A 24133-nucleotide genomic window follows, 5' to 3' on the forward strand; every position below is an offset into this window, starting at 1 on the left:
GAGAGAACGAAAAGCGGCAGGATCGACTTTCAACACACAGTCAACCGGGCGGATGCGATCAGATCGAGATTACCAATGCGCCGCATCATTACCAGCGTTGCAAACCTCACTCTAGCGCTGGCCTTGGCCGCGTGTAGCGGGAACGGCGCGAGCGACACCGCATCGCGTTCGGCACCCAGCGCTCCGGAGACGGCAGAGGTGGCGGCCGCAGCGAGCGCTGCGAGTTCCAGTTCAGTTCCGCTCACCATGTCGTTGAAGATGAACACAACTGGCATGACGTCAGAGTCGCAAACCGACCGTTTCATCATCAAGTACAGACCCGGTACTGCTGAACGCGGCTCTTCCTCTGCCGTGCAAACGAAACTTGACAAGCTTGCCAGCACGCTCCCTGCGAGAGCACATCATCTGCGTCGGATGGGTATCGGCGCAGACGTGGTGACGACCGAGCGAAAACTCTCTAGCGCGCAGGCGAAAGCATTCATGCGCGCCATCGCAGCCGACCCGAACGTGCAATACGTTGAGCCGGACATTGTGGTCTCAGGTGGTGCTGTACCTAACGACCCATACTTTAACGATCAATGGGGCCTTCTTTCAAATCTCGACCCTGCGCAGCCCTATGCGGGTATCCGCGTGGCGAACGCCTGGAATACAGGCACGGGCGCGGGCGTGACCATCGCGCTCGTCGACAATGGGGTAACGAGCCATAGCGATCTGAATGCAAACATATCTCCCGGTGGGTTGGACTTTACGTTTCTGCCCGGACCAAGCGACGGCACAAACCCTGGTCGTACTGTCGAGAATCCGAATTGCCAGGTGACCTGGCACGGCACTCACGTTGCCGGCATATTGAGCGCGGTGGCAAACAATGGCCTCGGCGTCGCAGGCGTCGCGCCGTCCGCGAAAGTACTTTCAGTTCGCGCGCTCAGCGCCTGCAACATCGGCACAATGTCGAGCGTCGTGGAAGCTATGGTATGGTCCGCGGGCGGATCTGTTCCAGGTTTTTCAGTCAATCCCCATCCCGCAAAGGTCATCAACGCGAGCCTTGGATCGGCTGGCCAGTGTTCGCAGGCGTATCAGGATGCAATCGACACCGTGAACAGTTTAGGCGGTACGCTCGTAGTAGCCGCAATGAACGATAACGAAGACGCATCAAACACCCAACCAGCCAACTGTCACGGCGTTATCGCTGTCGGCAACACACAACGCGATGGTTTGCGAGGGTACTTGTCCAACTACGGGCCCACGGTTGATATTTCCGCGCCGGGAACCGATATCTTATCGACCTATAACGATGGAAGTTCGGCGCTTGGCAGCGAGAGTTATGCCGCTATGACCGGAACGTCCATGGCAGCGCCAATGGTTAGCGGTGTAGTTGCTCTCGTACGTTCTGTCGCACCGAAGCCGCTAAGTACGGCCGAGATGCGCACACTAATCACACAGCACGCCCAGCCATTCCCCAAACAGCCGGATCATTCGATGGGATCGGGTATCCTCGATGCGGCGGCAACAGTTGCGGCGGCAAAGGCTGGCGAGATTCCAGCCGCAGCGGATTTCAAATGTTCCCAGAGTATGTCCGCAATGTTGGTGACGTGTGCAGACCTGTCGACCGCGAGAGGCTCTGCGTCGATCAAGTCGTGGACGTGGACTCTCGGCTCCGGCAATGCGGTTGATGTGTTCAGCGCACAATCAGTCAACCCGATCTACAACTACGAATATCCGGGCACTTACAACATCACATTAACGACGACTGACAGCACAGGCGCAGTTAGCAGGGTAACTCGGCCCTTTACGGTCGCCGCCCCTGAGTCAACCGATCTGAGTTTCGACGTCAATCTCATGATTGCCGCGAAATCGAACGTCATGAAGTTCTTCAAGCTGGACGTCCCGGCTGGTGCATCGATCCTCAGGGTAGCCCTCTCAAATAGATCTAGTCTTGAATCGGGAACAATGTATCTGAGGGCCGGCTCGCCCACTACGGTAAACGCACCTTGCATTAGAAAATTTGCATCAGGCAGCGGTGCCCAATGCATCATATCGCGCCCGGCAGCAGGCGTTTATTACGTCACGCTAAGCCCTGATACCGACCTCAATGATGATGTGATTTTCGCTACCTATATGCAGTGACGTTCATAGCGTGCGAGCAGGCCCCCTGCGTTTCCGTCACGGAGCGCAGAAACACAACTTTTCGCATAAGCAAAGCCCACTATCTTTGAAAATGCAAAAGGCCATTACCCACCACTCCGATTCAATGGACGTGCACACGCTGATTGCTCGTGCAGACGCCGACTACTCCGCCTTCCGCATGAAAGACGCGGAAAGCGGATACCAACGGGCGTTGGCCTCGAACCCGTACAATGTCCATGCACTACACCGTATGGGGTTGGTGTGCGTGCACCTGGAAAAAATCCCAGAAGCAGACGCGTATCTGGAACGCGCTCTAAAGGCCGACCCAGCGCGTGCCGATCTGTGGGAACACGCCGGCCTGATCGCCGCGATGAAAGGTGACTACCCACGTTCGGAAGCGTTCTACCGTCATGCGATTGACCTCTCTGGAAGCACCGCAACCTTGCATCGCAATCTGGCGGATTGCCTGCGACTCAGCGGCCGCCTCGCCGAAGCGAAAGCGCAATACAAAGCGGCTCTTTCCATAGAGACGGACCTTCATCATGCGACGCGTGCCATCGCGCGCATAAGCGCCGAACTCTGGGAGGTTGATGATGCCGCCGACTATTGGCTAGCCGCATGGGCGCTCGACTCATCTTCCCTGCAAGACGGGTTCGATTTAATCGCAGCACTAGCCAAAGCCAAGCGTACGGCACAGGCAAGCCACGCGATCGCACAGATCAGAACACGGGAAGCGGACAATCCCGAAACATTGCAGGCGCTGTGTCTCGCGTTATATAGAGCGGATCGTTTCGCCGATATGCTGAGTGTCGCCCGCCAGGGACTCGAGATCGATCCGCGACGCGTCACGCTGCACCACTACGCGGCACATGCGCTGAGCGTCCGCGGCAGAGTTGCGGAAGCGCTGGCCTACAGCAGGGAAGCGGTCCGACTCACACCTGATGATCCTGTCATGCAGTGCCAACTTGCATGCCTCGAACTGAGTCAGGGCGATTTTAAGAGCGGATGGGCGCGTCGCAATGCCGCTTACGCCATGCCCCTAACACGTGCCACTTTGGTCTTTCCAGATTTTCAGGTGTGGAATGGCGAACCAGTTTGCGGATGTCGTTTCCTACTCGTCGGCGAACAAGGACGGGGCGACGAAATCCAGTTCAGCCGGTTTGCCGAATGGCTACACCGGCGGGGTGCTATTGTCGATGTGCTGGTCAGCCAACCTGTCGCCAAGATCGCGGCAAGCATGAGGAGCGTACGGTCGGTTTTTACAACAACACCCGCCGGCCCTTACGACTATTGGAGCCATATGCTGAGAATGCCAGCGCATATGAACCTTGATCTCTCCATGTTGCCTATTGCCATGCCATACGTTTCGGCCGCGCCACGCCATATTGACCAATGGCGGCAAAAGCTCGATGTCATCTCACCATTAGCGGCGCATAAGAAACGCACGAGAATCGGTGTAGTGTGGGCGGGCGGTACGCACACCGCTCTAGATCGGTTCCGATCGATCGGTATCGAAACGCTGAAACCCCTGCTTTCCCATCCGGGAACGACCTGGTTTTCCGTACAGAAAGGGGAGCATGAATGCGACGGCGTACCGCTGGCAGACCAATTTGATTTACACACGCTCGGACCCATCATTGAAGACTTCACCGACACGCTCGCCATTCTTGAAACGCTTGACCTGCTCATTACCGTCGATACTGCCGCTGCACATCTCGCCGGTGCGGCAAACCTTCCAGTCTGGGTACTTTTGCCCGCGTACTCGGAGTTGCGCTGGCTAACCGACAGAACAGATAGCCCCTGGTACCCATCAATGCGGCTATTCCGCCAGCGCGAACTCGGAGATTGGAACCCCGTTATCGAAGAAATGCGGGAAGCTCTGACGGATTGGTGCAGCACCGGACCAAAGTAGCCGCCGCACCTCACCCGCCTTTCATCTCACCGCCTATTCGACCCCGACACCACATCGATCCAAACGGCCAGCACGAGAATGCTGCCCTTCACGATCATCTGCCAATACGCATCCACGTCCAGCATCGACATGCCGTTATCGAGGCTCGCCATGACGAGCGCGCCGATCAGCGCGCCATAGACCGTGCCGGACCCGCCGCGCATCGACGTTCCGCCGATAAAACACGCGGCAATCGCATCGAGTTCGCCCATCGATCCGGCCGAAGGCGACCCCGCTGCAAGCCGTGCCGTATTGACGATGCCGCCGAACGCGCACATCAGCCCCATCAGCGCGAAGATCGCCAGTTTCACGCGGTTGGTGTTGACGCCTGAGAGCCGGGTCGCTTCGAGGTTCGAACCGACCGCGTAGATGCGCCGCCCGAACACCGTCTGCGTGGCGATCCACGTAAAGATGCCCAGCAGCGCGAGCAGCAACAGCACCGGCACGGGAATGCCACCGTAACGGTCGAGCGTGGCGACGAAGCCGGCGAGAATCACACCCGCGCCGACCACCTTCACGACGTCCTGCCAGAACGGCACCACCCGCAGTTGATAGCGCTCGCGGTTGCGCCGCTGGCGTATCGTCAGAAACGCCAGCAACAGAAACAGCACCACCGCAAGCGTATCGCCCGCGAGCCTCGGCAGATAGCCTTGGCCGACGAACACGAAACCATCCGACACCGGTGCAATCGTCGACCCGCCTGTCACACCAAGCAGAATGCCGCGATAGGCAAGCATGCCGCCGAGCCCGACAATGAACGAAGGCACGCGCCGGTACGTCGACCACCATCCGTTGAACATGCCGATCAGTACGCCTAGCAGCATGACCACCGGCAACGTGACGCCGAGCGGCCAGTGTCGGTTGACGTCGAGTATGGCCGCCACGCCACCGAGCAAACCGAGCAGCGAGCCGACCGACAGATCGATCTCGCCGGCAATGATCACGAACACCATGCCGCACGCGAGCATTCCGGTAATCGACATCTGCCGCAGCAGGTTCGACAGATTGCGCGGCGTAACGAATGCGCCATGCGTGAGCACCGAAAAGAAAATCCAGATCGCGGCCACGGCGATCAGCAGCGCGAGAATCTTGTAGCGCGCGAACAGTTGCTGAAGGCGCTGCGGACCGCCGAATGCGCCTCGCGGCACGGCTTCATCGGCGCGGTGGGAAGTAACGTCGGGCGTCATGCGGCACTCGCTACGGTTGGGTTCGGGGATCGTGGCACGGGACGGATCGCAGCGCTGAGTATGTCCTCCTGAGTCAGGCCGTCATTGACGAAATCGCCGCGCAACTCGCCTTCGCCGATCACCAGCACGCGATCGCTGATGCCGAGCACTTCGGGCAATTCGGAGGACACCATCACGATCGACATGCCGCGCTGCGCCAGTTGAAAAATCAGTTTGTAGATTTCGTATTTCGCGCCGACATCCACGCCACGCGTGGGTTCGTCGAGAATCAGCACTTTCGGGTCGGTCAGCAGCATGCGTGTCAGCACGGCCTTCTGTTGATTGCCGCCCGACAGACTCGCAATCGATAACATGGGATGCGCGGCGCGCACCGAAAGCCGCTTCATCTCCGTGTGAATCGTATCGAGTTCGGCCGCGGAATCGATCCGGCCAGCCGAGGCAAAGCGCGCCAACACCGCGAGCGTGATGTTGTGGCCGACGCTCAGCCCAGGCACGATGCCGTGACGTTTGCGATCTTCCGGCACCATGGCGATGCCCGCGCGAATCGCGTCAACGGGCGCGCGAATCCTGAGCGGCTTGCCGTCCACCACCACGGTCGCTTCGCTCACCCCCGGGTACGCACCGAAGATCGCCTGCATCAACTCCGTGCGGCCCGCGCCGACCAGGCCGGCCACGCCAAGAATCTCGCCACGCCGCAGCGCGAACGACACGTCGTTGACGCGCTTGCGACGCGAATTGGTCACGTCGAAACAGGTGACATGACGCGCTTCAAAGATCACCTCGCCGATCGGATGCGGCTCGCGCGGAAACAGGTTCTTGATCTCGCGGCCCACCATCAGCGAAATGATGCGGTCGGTCGTGAGCGCGCGCATCGGCTCCGTCGCGACGTGACGGCCGTCGCGAATCACGCTGATCGTGTCGCAAACGGCCGCCACTTCGTCGAGCTTGTGCGAAATGTACACACAGGCCACGCCGCGCCGCTTCAGATCGCGCACGATGTCGAGCAGAATACGGATCTCGGACGCGGTCAGCGAAGAAGACGGTTCATCGAGAATCAGCAGTTTGGCGCGCTTGTTTAGCGCCTTGGCAATCTCGATCAACTGCTGGTGCCCCCCGCCATAGTTCATCACCGGCTGTGCGGCATTGATTCCGCTGATACCGAGTTCGCGCAGCAGTTCGTCGGCGCGCTGGTACATCGCCGCGTAATTCATGCGGCCACCGGACAGCGTAATTTCATTGCCGAGGAAAATGTTCTCCGCCACCGACAATTCCGGCACCAGCATCAACTCCTGGTGAATGATGATGATGCCGGCGCGTTCGGTGTCACGCACGCTGGCGGCTTTCAACGGCTCGCCTTCCCAGATGATCTCGCCGTCCCACGTGCCCCACGGATACACGCCGGAGAGCACTTTCATCAGCGTGGATTTGCCCGCGCCGTTCTCGCCACACAGACCCACGCACTCGCCCGGCGCGATCGTGAGGTCGATACCGTCGAGCGCCTTCACGCCGGAAAACGCCTTGACGATGCCGCGCATCGTCATGAGAGGTTGCGTCATTCGCTATGCCTCGCTGCAAGGCGCACGGCGGCGCCGATACGCACCACGCGCATCGCCGTCCGCCGCGCACGCGTTACGCTCATTGGCTCGCGAGCTGGGCCTGGCTATAGAAGCCGTCCTTGACGACTACGTCGACATTGCTCTTGGTGAGCAACGTGGGTTGCAGGAGCACCGTGTCGACTTTCTTCTTGCCGTTGTCGTATTGCGCGTTATAGGCGGGCTTCTGGCCCTTCGCAAGCGCCACCGAGAGCTTGGCGGCTTCGCCGGCAATCAGCTTCAGCGGCTTGTAGACGGTCATGGTTTGCGTGCCGGCAATCACACGCTTGACCGCCGCGAGGTCCGCGTCCTGCCCGGAGACCGGCACCTTGCCCGCCAGGTGCTGCGCGGCGAGCGCCTGAATCGCGCCGCCCGCGGTGCCGTCGTTCGATGCGACGATCGCATCGATCTTGTTGTTGTTGGCCGTCAGCGCATCTTCGACAATGCGCAGCGCCGTGGAAGCACTCCATTCCGGCACCCACTGCTGACCGACTACTTTAATGTCGCCCCGGTCCATGGCGGGCTTCAGGATTTTGAGCTGGCCTTCGCGCAGCATCTTCGCGTTGTTGTCGGTCGGCGCACCGCCGAGCAGGAAGTAGTTGCCCTTCGGCTGCGCGTTGTAGACGCCTTGCGCCTGCAATTCGCCGACTTTCTCGTTATCGAACGAGATATAGGCGTCCACATCGGCATCGAGAATCAGGCGGTCATACGAGACGACCTTGATGCCGGCTTTCCTTGCTTCCGCAACCACATTGCCGAGCGTCTTCGAATTGAACGGCACGATTACGATGACGTCGACGCCGCGCGAAATCAGGTTTTCGATCTGCGAGATCTGCCGCTCTTCGCTCGCGTCGGCGGATTGCACCGACACTTTCGCACCGAGCTTTTCTGCCGCGGCGACGAAATAGTCACGATCGCGCGACCAGCGCTCCACGCGCAGATCGTCGATACAGAAGCCGATTTCCGGATGATCCTTGCTTGCATGCGCGAGCGGCGCGACAAGCGACAGGCTGGCGAGCACCGCTCCACACACGAGCGAACTCAACACGGTACGACGCGTTGCGAATTTCATGTCTCTCTCCTTCTTCTGATAGCCGGAATACCGGATTGGACGGCCTGCGCTGCGAGCCGCAGGACCGGACAAGCGACAACCCAAAGCTTCCTGTTTCGCGCGGTCGACGTGGCCGCGCGATTTTTATGAGGTGCTACGACTTCTCAGCCACGTCTTCCTGCGATCCGGATCAGCGTCCGCTGTAAATAGCCTGATTCACGATGTTTTCCATCAGCTCCTGATGGCCGCTGGCATGCTGCGGATTCAGACCGCGCGCCAACGCATCCGTCGCCAGTGTGGAGAGCGAATAGTCGCCGGACAGGATCTTGCGGCCGAACTCCGCTTCCCAGCCCGCATAACGTTGACGCTTGAATTGATCCAGGCGATCGTTTTCGATCAGCACCGCGGCGCGTTCGACAGCGAGCGCGAGGTTATCGATTGCCCCAATGTGGCCGTAGAACAGGTCTTGCGGATCGACACTTTGCCGCCGTACTTTCGAGTCGAAGTTCATGCCGCCCGTTGTGAAGCCGCCATGTTTGAGAATTTCGTAGAAGGCGAGCGTCAGCTCTTCCACACTATTTGGGAACTGGTCGGTATCCCAGCCGTTCTGCGGGTCGCCGCGATTCGCGTCGACGCTGCCGAAAATACCCAGCGCATAGGCCGTCGCGATCTCGTGATGAAACGAATGACCCGCGAGCGTCGCATGATTGGCCTCAATGTTTACCCGAATCTCTTTCTCGAGTCCGTGTTGCAGCAGGAAGCCGTGTACGGTCGCGACATCGTAATCGTATTGATGCTTGGTCGGCTCCTGTGGCTTGGGTTCAATCAGCAGCGAGCCTTTGAAACCGATCTTGTGCGCATGATCGACGACCATATGCAGAAAACGGGCGAGCTGATCACGTTCGCGCACCAGGTCGGTATTGAGCAACGTATCGTAACCTTCGCGTCCACCCCACAAGACATAATTGTCGCCGCCGAGTCTTTGCGTCACATCGAGAGCATGGCGCACCTGCGTCGCCGCAAATGCGAACACCTCTGGATCGGGATTGGTGGCCGCGCCCGCCGCGTAACGGGGATGCGAGAATAGATTGGCGGTGCCCCACAGCAACCTGATGCCGCTGTCCTCCTGCTTGCGCGCCAGATAGTCGGCAATATGCAGGAAGTTTTCGCTGTATTCCTTCAGGTTCGACCCTTCGGGTGCGACGTCGGTGTCGTGAAACGTGTAGTACGGCGTGCCGAGCTTCGAGAAGAACTCGAATGCGGAATCCGCCTTTTGCCGTGCCCGCTCCATGGCATCGCCGGTTTGCTGCCAAGGGCGTCGAAACGTTCCGTGCCCGAAAATATCCACGCCCGGCCAGACGAACGTATGCCAGTAGCACACGGCAATACGCAGATGTTCTTCGAGGGTTTTGCCGAGTACCTTTTTACTTTTATCGTAGTGGCGGTACGCAAGCGGATTATCCGATTGCGGGCCTTCGTAGCGGATCTCGGGAATGTGTTCGAAGTAAGACATCTGCGTCTCCAGTTATGTTGCACCGCAACCCGTGCGACGTCGTCGCGCCGGTCGACAAGGTGACGCCATGCTGCCGCTTGCAAGATGCATCGGCAATTGCGAAATTGCGCAGCGCGCTTGATGTTTCTTACCGCCCGCCAATTTGTTTCGCACCAGGCCGTGATTCGAGGCCTAGAATAACCAGACGCTTAAAACCGGTGCCGCGCTAAATGGGCACCCAACGCCGCTTACCGCCATGACCCGTCCGCAAACACCACAGACGACCCATCGGATCGCCCTGCTGTTCAACGCGAACAAGGTCTACGATCGCGAGATCATCACCGGCATTGGTAATTACCTGCTGTCCACGCGTGTGGCGTGGGACCTCTTTCTCGAAGAAGACTTTCGCTGCCGGCTAACGGGCATTGAACGCTTCGACGGCGACGGCATCATTGCGGATTTCGACGATCCCGCCGTGGGCGAAGCGTTGCGCGATTGTCCATTGCCCGTGGTTGCCGTGGGTTCGTCATTCGAAGATCCTGCGCACTACCCTCCGGATTTACCCTATATCGCCACCGACAACAGCAAGCTCATCTCGCTCGCCTATACGCATCTGATCGGCGCGGGTCTCCAGCACTTCGCGTTGTACAGCCTGCCGCAGGCACAGGAAAACCGCTGGGCGCAACAGCGCGAACTCGCGTTCGCCCATTTGCGCAGAGCGGATGGCCGCAGCGCCGCGCAGATCGACAGCGAGATGTATCGCGGACTTTCGACCAGCGCGCCGTCATGGAATCAGGCGACCGAGCAGCTCACCGCATGGCTGCGGGATTTACCGAAGCCGGTCGGCATCATTGCCGTGACCGATGCGCGTGCCCGGCATCTGCTCCAGGCGTGTTTGATTGCCGGAATTCCCGTGCCGGAGGAAGTCGCGATCATCGGCATCGACAACGATCCGTTGACGCGCACGTTGACGCGAATTCCATTGTCTTCGGTAATTCAGGGCACTGAGGAAATGGGCCGCACCGCGGCTCACCTGTTGCATCAAATGCTGCATGGCGCGCGCTTTCCGGGGCGGCGCATTCTCGTGCCGCCAGTCGGCATCAACGTGCTCGAGTCGACCAGGCACCAACCGCTTGCGAGTCCTTACGTGATGCGGGCTCGCCACTTTATTCGCCAGTACGCATGCCAGGGTATTCGCACCGAACAGGTCGCCGATTATGTGGGCGTGTCGCGTTCGTCGCTCGAAGAGTACTTCAGGCGCGAGCGGCAGTGCACCGTGCATCAGGAAATCCTGCGCCATAAACTCGATGTGGCGAAGGCGCTATTGGCGAAGCGCGATGCGTCGAGCGCGGAAGTGGCGATCCGTTGCGGCTTCACGTCACTGCAATACATGTATGCGGTGTTTCGCCGTGAACTCGGTTGCACGCCGCGAGAGTACCAGGAGCGGGTGAATTCGACACCGGCGCCGGGCTGAGCATGCCTATTCTCTTTTCTTCTCACCAACGACATGATCAGCATTGCACAACTTTCTTCTGAGCCGTGGGGCACATTGCGCGGCGGCGACGCCGTCCGGCTCTTCACGCTGCGTAACGCGCACGGCATGAAAGTCGCCATCAGCGATCTTGGCGCGACGCTGGTGTCGTGGCATGCGCCGGATCGTGCCGGCGTACTCGGCGATATCCTGCTCGGTCACGACACGCCCGCCGAGTATGTAGCGGCCAGCACCTATATGGGCGGACTGATAGGACGCTGGGCGAACCGCATCGCCAATGCGCGCTTCACACTCGACGGTATCGAATACACGCTCGACCGGAATAACGGCACGAATCTGTTGCATGGTGGCACGAGCGGGTTTCATCGCGGGCTATGGGATGCGAGCGAGGACAACGGCGCGCTGCTCATGCGTCTGGAGTCGCCCGAAGGCGACGCCGGTTTTCCGGGCAATGTGACAACGCAAGTGCGCTACTCGCTCGACGACGACGGCACGCTGACCATCGCCTATGAAGCCGTCACGGATGCGGCTACGCCGCTCAATCTGACGAGCCATCCGTACTTCAACCTCACCGGCCGCGCGGGTGCGGACATTCGTGGTCATATGCTGTCGATCGATGCCGACCGGTTCTTCGAAGTCGACACCGACCTGATTCCGTGCAAGCTGGCCGAGGTGGCGGGCAACGCCTTCGATTTTCGGCAGAGCGCACCGATCGGTGCACGGCTCGAATGGCCGCACGCACAGTTGGCGACGGCCGGCGGATTCGATCATTGCTACGTGCTGCGCGATACGCGTGAGTTCGGCACGAATAGCGGCACGCCGGCCATGCGCCAGGTTGCCCGCGCCTACGACCCTGGCAGCGGACGTGAATTGACCGTGTCGACCGATCAACGCGGCTTACAGTTCTATAGCGGCAATTCACTGAATGGCGATGTGGGACGCGGCGGCATTGCGTATCAACCGCACGCGGGCTTTTGTCTCGAAGCAGGCGGATTTCCGAATCAGGTCAACATGGCCGAACAGGACGAGGTGATCGTGCGCGCAGGCGACACCTATCGGCAGGTCACCGCCTACCGAGTGGATGTACGCCAAGGCGTGTAAAAACGTTTACTCAAATATTACGGCGGACATTACATCACGCCGACTTGTTGTTTGCCGCAACACTGAATTACCGCGTTAGTGGTTTCCCCTGGAGCACTCGCTTCCTAGAATCCGTGCATGGTGCCGAAGATTGGTGCGGCGCCCCAAAAAAATTCTCGGAGGGAAGCATCATGAAATCGCTCATCAAGGCAGTGGCGCTAGTCGTCGTGCTGGCCGCCCCGCTGGCGTCGTTCGCGCAATCCGAGCAACCGCTCACGCGTGCCGAGGTCAAGGCGCAATTGAAGCAACTCGAACAGGCCGGCTACAACCCCGCGGTCGCAACCGACTCCACCTATCCCGCCGACATTCAGGCGGCCGAAGCGCGCGTTTCCGCGCAGAACAATGCGGCTACCGGATATGGTCCCTCCACGACTGGCTCGTCCGAAACCGGCTCTGGCGTTCCCGCCGGCAATCCGAATCTGCAGGGTCAATAGTGCGTCATCGTCGCGCATTCGATGCGAGCCATGCGTCATGTCATGCGCTCGCATTAATACGTTCACCAGCGTATTGTCAGAAAATCCTTTGACGAAAATAATGGCTCGGCTATCCTAGGACGGCAGTTCGGTGGTTCTCACCGTGCATGCATGTGCATTATCGAGAACTTCTACTCAACGTCGCTTCGGGTTCAATCGTGAAAGTCCGTGGTCCATTGGTGAGATACCAGCGCGGTCGGGAAAGAACGATCCTGTTCGGCTGTCCGATCGCTCATCAGGGAAGTCACTGCGCTTCGCCATCCCGCCCCCTGTCTATCGACACGGTATTGTCGCGTCGCTCCGTACGCCGGCATAACGTCGTTGCAGCACCCTCGGCCATTCCTGTGCGCACCGACGAGATCGCGTCGCTTCTGCCCTAGTCCCCTTCTCCTTTCGCGGACCCGTGTTGCGTGCGAGGGGCCGTTCGTTTAGCGCTCGCGCCTGCAACGTCGTCCGTTCATGCCCGGCAAGCTCGCTTGCCGGCGCTTATCCGCATTCTTTTTAGCTCTGCTGTGCGCTTGCGCCGCGGCAGGCGGCGCCACGTCTCTTGTCGTCGTTCGCATTCGTTGCGGATTGCGCGAATCGAGAAGGAAGGCACGCGCACGCCCGTACTGCGGTGAAAACTGAAGATCGATATCAAGGAGATTGCAGAATGAAGACTCGTCACGCCACGCTGCTTTCGCTTGCCGGCACGATGCTGTGCTCGCTGACCGCTTTGACCGCAATGAACGCCGCGCGCGCTGCGGACACATCGCTGAATGTCTATAACTGGTCGGACTACATTGGCAAGGACACGATTGCCAACTTCGAAAAGCAATCCGGCATTAACGTGAAATACGACAGTTACGACAGTGACGACACGTTGCAGGCCAAACTGCTTGCGGGCAGTTCCGGCTATGACATCGTGGTGCCGACATCGAGTTATATGGCGCGGCAGATCGAAGCCGGCATCTATCAGAAAATCGACAAATCGAAGATGCCGAACCTCGCCCACCTCGATCCTGGCTTGATGAAACTGATTGCCGACGCGGACCCCGGCAATCAATACGGCGTGCCGTGGGCGTGGGGCACCGACGGTATCGGCTACAACGTGCAAGCGGTGAAGAAAGCGCTTGGAGGCGAAGCGCCTGTGGATAGCTGGTCGCTGTTATTCGACCCGGCGAATCTCGCGAAGGTGAAAAGCTGCGGGGTGTCGTTTCTCGACTCGGCCGCCGACGTCTTCCCCGCCGTGCTGCAGTACATGCATAAGGATCCGAACAGCACTAATCCCGGCGACTACCAGGCCGCATATGAGGTGCTGAAGAAAGTCCGGCCTTATATCACCCAATTCAATTCGTCCGGCTATATCAACGATCTGGCAAACAACGACATCTGCGTGGCATTCGGCTTTTCCGGCGACGTGGGGATTGCACGGCGACGCGCATCGGAAGCCAGACGCTCGTATGAGGTGCGGTTCTCGAACATCAAGGACGCGGGCCTCGTCTGGATGGACGTGATGGTGATACCCAAAGATGCACCGCACCCCGAAGCGGCGATGAAGTGGATGAACTACATCGAAGATCCGAAAGTGAGTGCGGAGATTACGAACGAAGTGTTCTATCCGACTGCGAATCGCACAGCGCGGCAGTACGTGACGCCGGCGATCGAGCAGGATGCGAATGTGTATCCGCCTGAAGCCGTGCTGAACAAGATGACGTTGATGCGGCCACAGCCTGCGCCGATCATGCGGCTCGAGAACCGGCTTTGGGCCCAATTGAAGTCAGGCAGTTGAGTGACTGAGTGCCTGGCGATTGTGTTTTGAATCGCTCTTTGCGCTATTGCTATCGGGCGACATTCTTTTGGGCGTGGCGCGGGCAGTGGGTGCCCGCGCTGCGCTTCTTTTCCGTTGCGTTCTCTTTATTCCTCCATTCGAGACTTTATGAGTATTCTGAACATCGTGGATTTTTCAGCGCCTGCCAAGGAAAGCACCGAGTACATGCCGAAGGCAGAAACTGTGCTGGCCGGTGATCCTTCCCAGACCGTTCATACGCATTTCGCCAGCCCGTGCGGACAGCTCACGGCGGGAATATGGGAAGGGGCTTGCGGCCAGTGGGCCGTGAATTTCACCGAAAGCGAATACTGCGAGATTCTCGAAGGCGTGTCGGTCATTCGGGACGCGAATGGAACCGCCAAAACCGTGCGCGCGGGGGACCGGTTTCTGATTCCCGCAGGATTTCAGGGAACCTGGGAGGTTGTCGAGACGTGCAAGAAGGTCTTTGTTTCGGTCGAGTTCAAAGGCTAGATTGTATGGCCGCTTCGAGGCGGCTGATGAAGGAGGCGCGCTCGCCACTAAGCCATGTTGTCAGGCGTTGCCGATTGGCACGCCGAGCGGATCGGCAACGATCCGATCACGCCCAGCCTCTTTTGCCTGATACAACAGACGATCGGCGTGCCTGAAAAGACGGCCCACGTCGCGCGATTCGCAGGCTGACGCGAGCGCGACGCCAAAGCTTGCGGTGATAGTGAAACCATCGCCGCCGTTGCAAGGGATTCGGGTCTCGCTGATCTTGCGACGCAAGCGATCCGCTATCGCAAGCGCCTCTGCTGCATCGTGCACGCGGCTGAGTACCGCAAACTCTTCCCCACCCCATCTCGCGACGACATCCGAATCCCGGCAGGTTTCACGGCAAAGACGGGCGACGAGTTGCAACGCGTGATCGCCTGTGGCGTGACCGTAAGTATCGTTGATCCTCTTGAAGTGGTCGATGTCGAACATGATCAGCGCGAGTTCCGGTTCGGCCGCATTCCGTTCGGCACAGCTCACGCGCGCCCTGCTTTCGAACGCGCGGCGATTGAGCAGGTGAGTCAGGAAGTCGGTTTCCGCCATGGCTTTCAGTTCATGGATCAGACGGCCGCGTTCGCGTTCGAGCTGCTGCCGCTCGACGCTGTTCGCTTTCAGCACGCCGATTGCATTGAACATGGCCTTGATCTCACCCCGATAGCGCGCTGCCGGAATTTCCGCAGTGAGGTCGCCGTTTGCTATCGCGCCAATTACATGCGTTGCGTCGAGGAGCGGTCGAATCACGCGTCTTCTGAATAACGTCGCGATCGAAAGCAGTATCGCCAACAGCAGAAATACGGAGAGGGCGCTGGCCGCAAGTAGCATCAAGGCATTGCTACGGTGTTGACGGATCTCCGTGTCAGCAAGATCCAGCACCTGGTCGCGGAACGCCGTAACCGGCCGCATCAGCGGCACATAGTGATCCGCCAGTTGCGCGGGAGATATGCCGGCGCCGCCCGGCCGGCTCGCGAGGCGGCGAACCTCTGCGATATAGTCAATGCCCTCCCCGAAATACTGCTGATTCATTTTGTCGAACGCCGTTGATTCCAGCGCCGACCGGTCCCGGACATGCGCATCGATCAGTTCACGCAACTGGTCGACTCTCCCCTGCGTCCGCTCGATGGCGAGCTGATCGTCTTCACCGAGCGCTCTGCGCGCCGTCAGGGTCGCCGTAAAGTGTGAGCCGAGTTGGCCAGCCGCTTCCCGCAGATCCGCGGTCAGCGTGGCAAGAATCAGGCAATTCAACGCACGCGTATCGCCCTTGACCACATTTGCGGCCAACGCGTCGATCGCGGGCGCAAACTGTGGAATGACCTTGATCATCCCGTCCACTGCGCTCGACACCGCACGCTCCCGCCGTTGTGCCAACGGCAGACGGATGAGCGCATCGACATTCACCCGTGCGGCTGCGAGCTCGTCGCGTGCTTCCCTGATATGCGCAAGCTCCACGGCACATGCTGGACAGTGGCCGGACTGAAGCATCTCGATCAACTTCTCGATCGCGGCATCACTCTCCTCGCGCGCGAGACGCAGCTTCGCACTTCTCGCGTCAGGAGTCGGTAAGTCTTCGCCCAGCACGCTGTTCGTCGGGCCGCGCTCAGCCGAGACGCGCTCGATTGCCTGCAATCCGGCGCGATGGCTCTGGAACGCGTAGAGAGCGTCGTCAGCGACAATATACGAGTGCCACTCGTGCACGACCAGCCTGCCACACAAAACCAGGACCGGAAGGAGTGCGACTGCGACACTGAGACTAAAACGCCTGTCTATGGACATGGCGGAGAATGCATTCCTGATCATGGAAACTTGCGCAAGACGTCGCGCGTCAAAAAGAAGAGGGATACCCCGAGAACGGGCGCACACGTATGCGATCACATCCCGGTACGTTGCAGCCGCCTGCGGGAGGTGACATCGCTCAGTGTTCCACCGCTTCGCTCATGATGGCGGTCACCAACCTCTGGCGTGCCGACCGATAGGCCACACTGTCCGGTCCGTGACTTACCGCCGCCGCAATCAGCGCTCGCTGCGCGGTCGGATCCGACAGTTCCCTCGGCAGAATGGACTCCGTTTCACTAAAGAACCTGGAGAATGGACAAACCTGACACGCCGAGTCGAGTGGCGCCGGCGCAGCCGCCGCAACGACTCCGATCGCGGGTGGCGTCGTCACAATGTCAAACAGCCTGCCAAAAGCGCGCGGGTCCTCGCAAATCAGATGCAGGCGTTCTTCCCAGATCAACAACGTAGCCAGTTTCCCCAACGCACTTTTCGCGTTCAGAGAACGCGGCAACTGGGGCCGGTTATGCATCCACACCGTCAACTGCTGCGCGGGCATGGGGCGCGCAATCGCATAGCCTTGAGCGACGTCGGCACCGAGAATGACGATGGCCTCCAGCATGCCCGCATCTTCAATCCCTTCCACGACCACCGATTTACCCAACGAGCGGCCAAGCCTTGTCAACTGATAGACGAAACGCAACACATTAGAGGCATCCTGACCCGCAACACTCACGATACTGCGGTCGATCTTGATCCAGTCAAACGGCAGTTCACGCAACCGATTCAGGCTGCTGTGCCCGGACCCGAGATCGTCTTCGGCCAGGTTGATGCCGAGCAACTTGAATTTCGCCAGTTCGCCGCACACATCCATGCCGGATGGAAGTGCATCCGTTTCCAGAATTTCGAGGGTCAGCATGTCCGGGCAGCAAACGTATTCCGTCAAGGCTTGCCGGGTGGCTTCGAAATAGCGGTTGTCACCCAACGCACTGGACGGCAGATTCACCGACACCTTCAACTCGAAACCCGCCTGGAGCCAGCAATTGCGCTGCGACAGCACCTGTGCCAAGCCCCGGACGTAGAGGTCGAGGAAATCATCCGAGGACAGCGCCGGGAAAAACTCACCAGGCGTCAGAACCCTATCACCGTCGCGCAGTCGAGCCAGCGCTTCGACTTTGGTCACCTGCCCGGTTTTGAGGTCCAATAGCGGCTGATAGTGCATTTCCAGCGCATCCGATCTGAGCAGCGCCGCCCAATGCTGCCGCGTCGCATAAGGGACCGCCTGAGTCCGCCCTTCCTGATTCTCGATCCGCGCAATTGCGAGCCCCAGAAGAGTTTGTAATGGCGTGATGAAGGCCATCTGGTCCGCTGCCGAATACCCGCCGGGAAACGCGCTGTAGAGCAAAAGAATGGCTTTGGGACTATGCCCGGGTTGACGTAAAGGAATCGCCACGCTGGAGCGGAAATTCTCCTGCATTGCCAGTGTCTTCCACGGCGCCATCAGGGGATCCGTCGCAAAGTTGATGCTTCGCTCCACGTTTCCGCTACGCCAGGCGCGCCCGACCGGGCCTTGGCCTTGAGGCAGGTCGCCGTTCGAGATCGGCCGTTGGGTCGAGTTCTCCATGTCGGCAAGGTACCGCTCCATGGTTTTGCCTGACACCGACTCGAAGCGAAAAATCCCATGACTATCGGGTCGCCCAACGGAGCAGCCCGCGACCTCGTCGTGTTCGCCGAGGATCTGAACAACCCGGCCGATTAGATCCGTGTAACTCTCCACGTCCCACGCCAGCCGGGTCACGCGCAACAGTACGTCCTGACGCGAAGTCTGCAGACGCTGGTAGGCCTCCGTTTGCCACGCCAGATCCTGCGTCAATCGCCTTCCCAGTATCGCCAGCGCCCTGCCGTGCAGTGTCGTATCGAGTGTGTCGTGAATCGCAGCGGAAAGAATGCCCCGGCTGCGAATCAGGTCTTCCCACTCCAATCCGACAATGGCGTGGATACGTCCGACCCGCAACGCCATTGCGCGATGATCCATCGCGGTTAGCTCCGGCGACGCCAGCGCGTACAGATTCTGGATCTGTTGCGTCTTGAGATGCTGAAGTTCCCGCTCCGACAGCGCCGAAAGCGTGTGCTCCGACTTGGGCAGGCGAATCAGGCCATCATAGAATCGCTTGACGATATCGGCGGCATTGTGCCGCAACACCTCCGTCAGCGAGGTGAGCGACGACGCCCATGCCTGGCTGTACAGATGTGAACCGTCGTCCATCAGGTCGTTCTCAGGCGTTGCGTCGGAAACGTCTTTCGACATGGCCATGGAAGCTCCGGGGTGTAGGCTTTCTTGCATGTTGTTGGCAGCGGGCCGCGCAGTCCGTGCGGGCATGAGTGCCGGTGGCATCAAGGCGGGCTTCGCGATGCATCGACACGCGCCGGAACCGCACTGCGCGCCTGAGCGGCGAAGCACACGCCGGCACCACGCTATGCATCTAGCCGGAACATGGAAACGGCAGCCTTCAGATCGTCTGCCTGCATCTCCAGCGAACTGGCTGCGGCCGTGGCTTCTTCGACCAGTGCCGCGTTCTGCTGCGTGACCTGATCCATCTGCGTAACAGCCTCATTGACCTCGCCGATGCCCTTGCTCTGTTCCTGCGAAGAAGCTGCGATTTCACTCATGAGATCCGTCACACGCTTCACCTCCTGCGTAATCCTGTCCATGGCTTCGCCGGCTTCCTGCGCGTAGCCGGCACCGGTGCGCACCCGCTGCACGGAATCAAGAATGAGTTCCCTGATCTCTTTCGACGCGGTCGACGAACGCTGCGCGAGGGAGCGCACCTCGGAGGCGACCACCGCAAAACCTCTGCCCTGCTCGCCGGCACGCGCCGCCTCCACAGCTGCGTTCAAGGCGAGGATATTCGTCTGGAATGCGATGCTTTCGATCATGCCGACAATATCGGCAATCTTGTCGGAACTGGCGTTGATCCCGTCCATGGTCTCCACCACGCGCGTTACCACGACACCGCCCTGTTCGGCCACTTTGACCGCCTGAGCAGCGAGATGATTAGCCTCGCTCGCATTCTCGGCGTTCTGAGTAACCGTGGATATCAGTTGTTCCATGCTGGCTGCTGTTTGCTCCAAGGCCGCAGCCTGCTCCTCCGTACGCTGAGACAGGTCCTGATTACCGACTGCAATCTGATGCGAAGCCGTCGCGATCGAATCGGCAGAAACCTTGATTGCGCCGATCGTTCGCGTAAGTTGCTCCTGCATGCTCTTCATCGAAAATAGCAGGCTCGATTGATCATCCCGATTCGTTTTGACCACAGCGGTCAGGTCATTGCTGGCAATCTGGTTAGCGAGTTCAGCCGCGTAGGATGGTTCTCCGCCCATCGCGCGCAGGATGCTGCGATTAAATAGCACCACGACAGTCGACAAAGCGCCGACTAGCACCAGCATGATTCCAAGGCTGCGATACAACATTGACCGGAACGCCGCGTCGATGTCGTCGACGTAGACTCCTGTCGTGAGAATCCAGCCCCACGGCTGATAGCTCACGTTGTACGAAATTTTCGGAGAGGCCGCGGTCGAGCCCGGCCGCGGAAATGCGTACTCGTTGAACCCTTTGCCGCTGCGCTTGACGGCATCAACGGCGGCGCGAAAAACATACACGCCGTTCGGGTCCTGGTAGCTGCTCGCGTCCTTGCCGTTCAACTCTGGCCGTGTCGGGTGCATCAGCACTGTTGCTTGCGAATCGATGATCGCGAAATAGCCTTCGTCGCCGTACCGGATAGCACGGACCTTATCCATGGCCTGTTTCCTGGCTTCCGTCTCGGACAATGATCCCGCCGCTACCGCATCACCATATGTCTTGACGATGCTAAGGGCGATATCCGAAGCGTGGACCAGATCCATTTTTCGATCATCCAACTGCCCCTCCCTCTCTTCGTAGGCGTTGTAGATCGACATGCCGGCAAGACATGACAGGCTCAGAACGAGCGGGAGCCAGAGCTTCTGGGAGAAGGACAACTTCATACGCTAACAAACCTCTCAAATTGATCACAACGATCAGACAGTGCGGCATCCCCACAGCTTGCTAACGGCCTCAGGCTCGATATCTTTAGAGAAAACCTGACTTCAATATAATGTTCGGTCTACCAATTATCATTGACAAGGCAGATTGACGTTTACTCAATCGCCACCTGCAAACTGCGCCCGCGCTCACGGAACAATTCAGTCCCCGCTAGCAGGCGTGCCGTTGCACGATAGGCAGCTCGTAGCGCCGGCGCGAACACACTTCGCATAGCAAGTTCGCAACTTCGTCAGCCGCGCCCTCGATATGGATGCATCGGTTCCGCAGAATCAGGTAGATTGTCTTACGCTCGCTTTCGCGCAATCCCGCACACTCGTTGGCCAGTAGTTCATCTAACCGCGCATAAAGGCGATTGATCGCTGAGCCCGACGCGCACGTCATCGGCCATGCGTTCAACAAGTAGCACAGCGGCAGCACCGCGCGTCTCTCGCACCACTTGTCGAACAACGTCAGACAATGGTCATCCGCTGACCGCATGCACGAACACCATCGATCACGCATAAGAAAGTGCGCCTGCAAGTGGGCGGGTCATATGACTTGAAATAGCAAAAGTCTGACGAATGCACGCCCGTTCATGGGGCGCTTTAGATAGCTGGTTTAAGGTCCCTACCAAGATACCGGTTCATATCGCCACACTTGGGCCATTGGCGGCTCGGCAAACCTTCTCGTTTGACTTTAGTCAACTTCATGCGCTGTAACGGTAAGCGCTTAAAGTCGAGCGGGGAATATGATCGGTTCAGGACACAGTTTTTCCAGCATGTCAGGTCAACAGCGAAACCTGCGCGGAGGGGACATGCAGCCGTGAGCCGAATCGGCGATTTTGGTTCGCCTTTGCAATCTGGGCTAATGACTATATTTAGATTGAGACAGCCAATCGACGCAGCGTAGGCCACGGTGTGGATGGCCAGGCACCGCCGGCACAACTGGCGCAACGGCGCTGGCGCATCCAACTGCGAATAGACACCCCCCTCGCCATTTCGCTGACGAAAGGGTCATGCACCGCCAATCAAAACTACGCCATGCGCGCGGCTCACCCGGTACTCATCATTCATGGACCACGAACTCCTCATCGCCCTTGGCAAGCAATCTTTCGCTAGCGAGCGCCTCAATCATTGCGCTCAATGCGGAATCCGCGACTTGTGTCTTGGGAGTGGCCTCGACTCGCATCAGATGTCGAGTCTCGCCGACGTGGTCGTCGAAAGAAGGCGCGTACAACAGGGCAAGGTTCTCTATGAGCAAGGATCGCCGTTCACGCATGTCTTCGCGATTGCGAGCGGTTCGTCAAAAGCCGTCGTGCGATCCGTCGACGGGCGTCTTCAGATCGCGGCGCTTGCACTGAGAGGTGATGTGGTTGGTTTTCTCGGCGCTGCGTCCGGAGCACAACCCGTCACGGTGGTTGCCCTTGAGAATTCGGTCTTCTGTGTTATCCCTTACCGGCACCTGTTGCGGCGTATCTCCCAGAACCAGTTGGTTGGCACCCAATTTCAACGTCTCGTTGCGCGCGTCATGCAACAACGGCAGGCGGCGTTCCTGTCCACGGCGAGCGCCAATGCCGAACGGCGTGTGTGTGGTTTCCTCCTCTGGTTCTCGGACCAGCTTGCCGCGCGCAAACAGCATTTCACCGAGTTTTCGCTTCCGCTCAGTCGGACCGATATTGCCGATTTTGTCGGTCTGCGACTGGAAACCGTGAGCAGGGCATTCACCCGCCTTTGCGATCTGAATCTCATCGAGGCTAAGGGCCGGCATATCCGCATTCCGGACGTGCAGCTTTTGCGGAGATGGTTTTCAGAGTCGCGTTGAATGCCTGCGCACGATCATAAAACGGGCCAATGGTGGGCTTATCCAAGCCAGCCCTTGATGGTTGCTGTCATAACATGGAGCGAGATGCTGTAGCGATCATGCAGCCGGCGCGCGGAGGACAACTATACGGTCCGCGCCGAAAGATGCACCGGCATCGCACTCGGGACCATAGTGAACGCAGTGATCTCCCGAATCGTATCCGGGTCGACGGCCATTCGGACCGTGAAATTGGCCATCAGCATCGACAGCACGAGGCGCATTTCCACAGCGGCCAAATAACGTCCCGGACATACACGCGGCCCGGCACCGAACTGCAGATATGCACGTGAGTCGTGCACTGTACGCGAGCGGCTATCGTCATGCAGCCATCGATCCGGGTCGAACTGCAAAGGATTCGAAAAATTGCGCGCGTCGATAGTGGCGGGCCGATTCAGGAAAAACATTTTCGTGCCGGCCGGAAGCAGGATGTCGGCGAGACACACGTCTTCCAATGGCTCAAACGAATTCACCGCGGCGACCGGACGGAGCCTTCCGGTTTCCGTGCACACTGCCTCACACAGATCCAACTGCTTTAACGACGTAAAGTCCGGGCACACGGATGAAGAACCGAGCACACTGCGCGACGAGTCAAAGAGCCGCTGTTGCAAAGCCGGATCCGTAGCAACGTATAGCAGCGTCCACGCTATGGAATTCGCCGTCGTGTCTTCGCCTGCAAGCAGTAGCGTGAGAACATTCGCAGCCACCTGGTCATCGGTTACGTCGGACTGTGGCGCGTCGCGCATGACCAGCATCGCTTCAAGAAGATGACGTGGAGACTCCGACGGTTCGTCGCGCATACGCTCACGTGCCCGGCTCATCATATTTCGCACATACCGGTGAACTTCGATCAGAGAGCGGTCGAGTTCGCGGTCCCGAGGAAATCTCACGTATCGCCAGTAGGGAAAAGGCGCGTTGATACGTTTCATCAACATGGGAAAGATCAGCGCGAGATGCTCCTGTATGACACCACGATCCTGGTCGATGGTCCTCGAGTCCTCGCCAAAAGCAAGAGCACTTGTGACGTCCACCGTGTAGCGCTTGAGATCGTCAGTCATCTCGACTACAGTTCCGTGCGCCGCCGCGCGTTGCCAACGTAGGTAAAGCCTTTCCGTGATGGCCTTCAGACTGGGATAAAAGGCTTTGATATGCGGAATGGACAACGAATGCATAATCAGCTTTCGCTGCGGCGCCCACGCTGCGCCCTCGGCCGAGAAGAGACCGTTGCAGCCGATTTCCTCCAGCACCGACTCTATCGACGCATAACGGCGATACCGGTGCGGACGTTCGCGCATGATGGTCTGACATAGCTCCGGATCCGTCCACACTGTCACCGGCATTCGACAGATCTGAAACCTGAAAGGCGAGCCAAGCTCCCGCGCCCATTGTTCGAGTACGAGGTGCAGCCGGGTCGGGGATAGCTGATGGAGGTTGCCAAAAAAAGGCAAACCCTTCGGGCATGGGAGATCGGCCACCTGCCTGTACCGGATGTGGGAAGTGGACACTGTATCCATGAAATGCCCCTTGTTTCGCGGTTCCTTGATCGAGACGGCCGCAACCTGGCGCTGACTATCAGTCATTCAGCATAGATCATCCAGCATGCGCGGAGTCGGGAGAATGCCGG

17 protein-coding genes are annotated in these 24133 nt (G+C 59.1%); 9 read left to right on the forward strand and 8 right to left on the reverse strand.

Going from position 1 to position 24133, the window contains the following annotated elements; genetic code table 11:
- The first annotated feature begins 75 nt into the window (after positions 1-75).
- Complete coding sequence (locus AC57B1_RS13980; RefSeq protein ID WP_496417781.1) at positions 76-2124, forward strand: S8 family serine peptidase; 2049 nt, start codon at positions 76-78, stop codon at positions 2122-2124.
- 91 nt (positions 2125-2215) lie between these two features.
- Positions 2216-4036, forward strand: a complete 1821-nt coding sequence (locus tag AC57B1_RS13985; protein WP_496417782.1) for a hypothetical protein — start codon at positions 2216-2218, stop codon at positions 4034-4036.
- A gap of 26 nt (positions 4037-4062) precedes the next feature.
- Here the strand turns inward: AC57B1_RS13985 and AC57B1_RS13990 are convergent, their stop codons facing one another.
- From AC57B1_RS13990 to xylA, 4 genes are all read right to left on the reverse strand, one after another.
- Positions 4063-5262, reverse strand: coding sequence for a sugar ABC transporter permease (locus AC57B1_RS13990; RefSeq protein ID WP_091804337.1), 1200 nt, complete (start codon positions 5260-5262; stop codon positions 4063-4065).
- Entirely contained in the window at positions 5259-6818 is a 1560-nt protein-coding gene (gene xylG, locus AC57B1_RS13995; RefSeq protein WP_496417783.1) for a D-xylose ABC transporter ATP-binding protein, read from the reverse strand. The genes AC57B1_RS13990 and xylG overlap by 4 nt, the downstream gene beginning before the upstream one ends.
- Before the next feature lie 79 nt (positions 6819-6897).
- Positions 6898-7926 (reverse strand): D-xylose ABC transporter substrate-binding protein, encoded by a 1029-nt coding sequence (gene xylF / locus AC57B1_RS14000; protein WP_091804343.1) that lies wholly within the window; start codon positions 7924-7926, stop codon positions 6898-6900.
- A gap of 169 nt (positions 7927-8095) precedes the next feature.
- Positions 8096-9418: a xylose isomerase gene (gene xylA, locus AC57B1_RS14005; protein WP_496417784.1), complete on the reverse strand. Its 1323-nt coding sequence runs from the start codon at positions 9416-9418 to the stop codon at positions 8096-8098.
- Between the two features lie 235 nt (positions 9419-9653).
- On the opposite strand from xylA, the gene AC57B1_RS14010 reads away from it, so the two are divergent.
- The 6 genes from AC57B1_RS14010 (at position 9654) to AC57B1_RS14035 (ending at position 14783) form a co-directional block, all read left to right on the forward strand.
- On the forward strand, positions 9654-10871 hold the full coding sequence (locus tag AC57B1_RS14010) for a XylR family transcriptional regulator (protein ID WP_408348574.1): 1218 nt from the start codon (positions 9654-9656) through the stop codon (positions 10869-10871).
- A 33-nt stretch (positions 10872-10904) separates the two neighbouring features.
- A complete protein-coding gene (locus AC57B1_RS14015; RefSeq protein WP_408348577.1) occupies positions 10905-11990 on the forward strand; it encodes an aldose epimerase family protein in 1086 nt (361 codons plus the stop codon).
- Positions 11991-12160: 170 nt separating this feature from the next.
- Positions 12161-12463 carry a DUF4148 domain-containing protein gene (locus tag AC57B1_RS14020; RefSeq protein WP_408186596.1) on the forward strand — a complete coding sequence of 101 codons (303 nt, stop codon included), beginning with the start codon at positions 12161-12163 and terminating at the stop codon, positions 12461-12463.
- A 197-nt stretch (positions 12464-12660) separates the two neighbouring features.
- Positions 12661-12882 carry a hypothetical protein gene (locus AC57B1_RS14025; RefSeq protein ID WP_091808973.1) on the forward strand — a complete coding sequence of 74 codons (222 nt, stop codon included), beginning with the start codon at positions 12661-12663 and terminating at the stop codon, positions 12880-12882.
- Positions 12883-13196: 314 nt separating this feature from the next.
- Complete coding sequence (locus AC57B1_RS14030) at positions 13197-14273, forward strand: polyamine ABC transporter substrate-binding protein (RefSeq protein WP_496417799.1); 1077 nt, start codon at positions 13197-13199, stop codon at positions 14271-14273.
- A gap of 147 nt (positions 14274-14420) precedes the next feature.
- Positions 14421-14783 (forward strand): cupin domain-containing protein, encoded by a 363-nt coding sequence (locus AC57B1_RS14035; protein WP_496417785.1) that lies wholly within the window; start codon positions 14421-14423, stop codon positions 14781-14783.
- A 60-nt stretch (positions 14784-14843) separates the two neighbouring features.
- Here AC57B1_RS14035 and AC57B1_RS14040 read toward each other — a convergent pair whose 3' ends face one another.
- The 3 genes from AC57B1_RS14040 to AC57B1_RS14050 form a co-directional block, all read right to left on the reverse strand.
- The gene (locus AC57B1_RS14040; RefSeq protein WP_496417786.1) at positions 14844-16517 is read right to left on the reverse strand and encodes a GGDEF domain-containing protein; all 1674 of its coding nucleotides are present in this window, start codon (positions 16515-16517) and stop codon (positions 14844-14846) included.
- A gap of 217 nt (positions 16518-16734) precedes the next feature.
- Positions 16735-18627 (reverse strand): EAL domain-containing protein, encoded by a 1893-nt coding sequence (locus AC57B1_RS14045; protein ID WP_496417787.1) that lies wholly within the window; start codon positions 18625-18627, stop codon positions 16735-16737.
- 440 nt (positions 18628-19067) lie between these two features.
- Entirely contained in the window at positions 19068-20615 is a 1548-nt protein-coding gene (locus AC57B1_RS14050) for a methyl-accepting chemotaxis protein (protein WP_496417788.1), read from the reverse strand.
- Between the two features lie 1108 nt (positions 20616-21723).
- Between AC57B1_RS14050 and AC57B1_RS14055 the strand changes: the two genes are divergently transcribed.
- Positions 21724-22473 carry a Crp/Fnr family transcriptional regulator gene (locus AC57B1_RS14055; RefSeq protein ID WP_408348591.1) on the forward strand — a complete coding sequence of 250 codons (750 nt, stop codon included), beginning with the start codon at positions 21724-21726 and terminating at the stop codon, positions 22471-22473.
- Between the two features lie 122 nt (positions 22474-22595).
- On the opposite strand, the gene AC57B1_RS14060 is transcribed toward AC57B1_RS14055, so the two are convergent.
- Positions 22596-24089, reverse strand: coding sequence for a cytochrome P450 (locus AC57B1_RS14060; protein WP_496417789.1), 1494 nt, complete (start codon positions 24087-24089; stop codon positions 22596-22598).
- Between the last annotated feature and the right edge of the window lie 44 nt (positions 24090-24133).

Source organism: Paraburkholderia sp. BGA-UO-ETr-F21, assembly GCF_059567925.1.

What these genes read in the sequence shown, in the direction of transcription:
- AC57B1_RS13980 (WP_496417781.1), top strand. Translation starts at nt 76, where the DNA reads ATGCGCCGCATCATTACCAGCGTTGCAAACCTCACTCTAGCGCTGGCC.
- AC57B1_RS13985 (WP_496417782.1), top strand. Translation starts at nt 2,216, where the DNA reads ATGCAAAAGGCCATTACCCACCACTCCGATTCAATGGACGTGCACACG.
- AC57B1_RS13990 (WP_091804337.1), bottom strand. Translation starts at nt 5,262, where the DNA reads ATGACGCCCGACGTTACTTCCCACCGCGCCGATGAAGCCGTGCCGCGA.
- xylG (WP_496417783.1), bottom strand. Translation starts at nt 6,818, where the DNA reads ATGACGCAACCTCTCATGACGATGCGCGGCATCGTCAAGGCGTTTTCC.
- xylF (WP_091804343.1), bottom strand. Translation starts at nt 7,926, where the DNA reads ATGAAATTCGCAACGCGTCGTACCGTGTTGAGTTCGCTCGTGTGTGGA.
- xylA (WP_496417784.1), bottom strand. Translation starts at nt 9,418, where the DNA reads ATGTCTTACTTCGAACACATTCCCGAGATCCGCTACGAAGGCCCGCAA.
- AC57B1_RS14010 (WP_408348574.1), top strand. Translation starts at nt 9,654, where the DNA reads ATGACCCGTCCGCAAACACCACAGACGACCCATCGGATCGCCCTGCTG.
- AC57B1_RS14015 (WP_408348577.1), top strand. Translation starts at nt 10,905, where the DNA reads ATGATCAGCATTGCACAACTTTCTTCTGAGCCGTGGGGCACATTGCGC.
- AC57B1_RS14020 (WP_408186596.1), top strand. Translation starts at nt 12,161, where the DNA reads ATGAAATCGCTCATCAAGGCAGTGGCGCTAGTCGTCGTGCTGGCCGCC.
- AC57B1_RS14030 (WP_496417799.1), top strand. Translation starts at nt 13,197, where the DNA reads ATGCTGTGCTCGCTGACCGCTTTGACCGCAATGAACGCCGCGCGCGCT.
- AC57B1_RS14035 (WP_496417785.1), top strand. Translation starts at nt 14,421, where the DNA reads ATGAGTATTCTGAACATCGTGGATTTTTCAGCGCCTGCCAAGGAAAGC.
- AC57B1_RS14045 (WP_496417787.1), bottom strand. Translation starts at nt 18,627, where the DNA reads ATGGATCATCGCGCAATGGCGTTGCGGGTCGGACGTATCCACGCCATT.
- AC57B1_RS14050 (WP_496417788.1), bottom strand. Translation starts at nt 20,615, where the DNA reads ATGAAGTTGTCCTTCTCCCAGAAGCTCTGGCTCCCGCTCGTTCTGAGC.
- AC57B1_RS14055 (WP_408348591.1), top strand. Translation starts at nt 21,724, where the DNA reads ATGGACCACGAACTCCTCATCGCCCTTGGCAAGCAATCTTTCGCTAGC.
- AC57B1_RS14060 (WP_496417789.1), bottom strand. Translation starts at nt 24,089, where the DNA reads ATGACTGATAGTCAGCGCCAGGTTGCGGCCGTCTCGATCAAGGAACCG.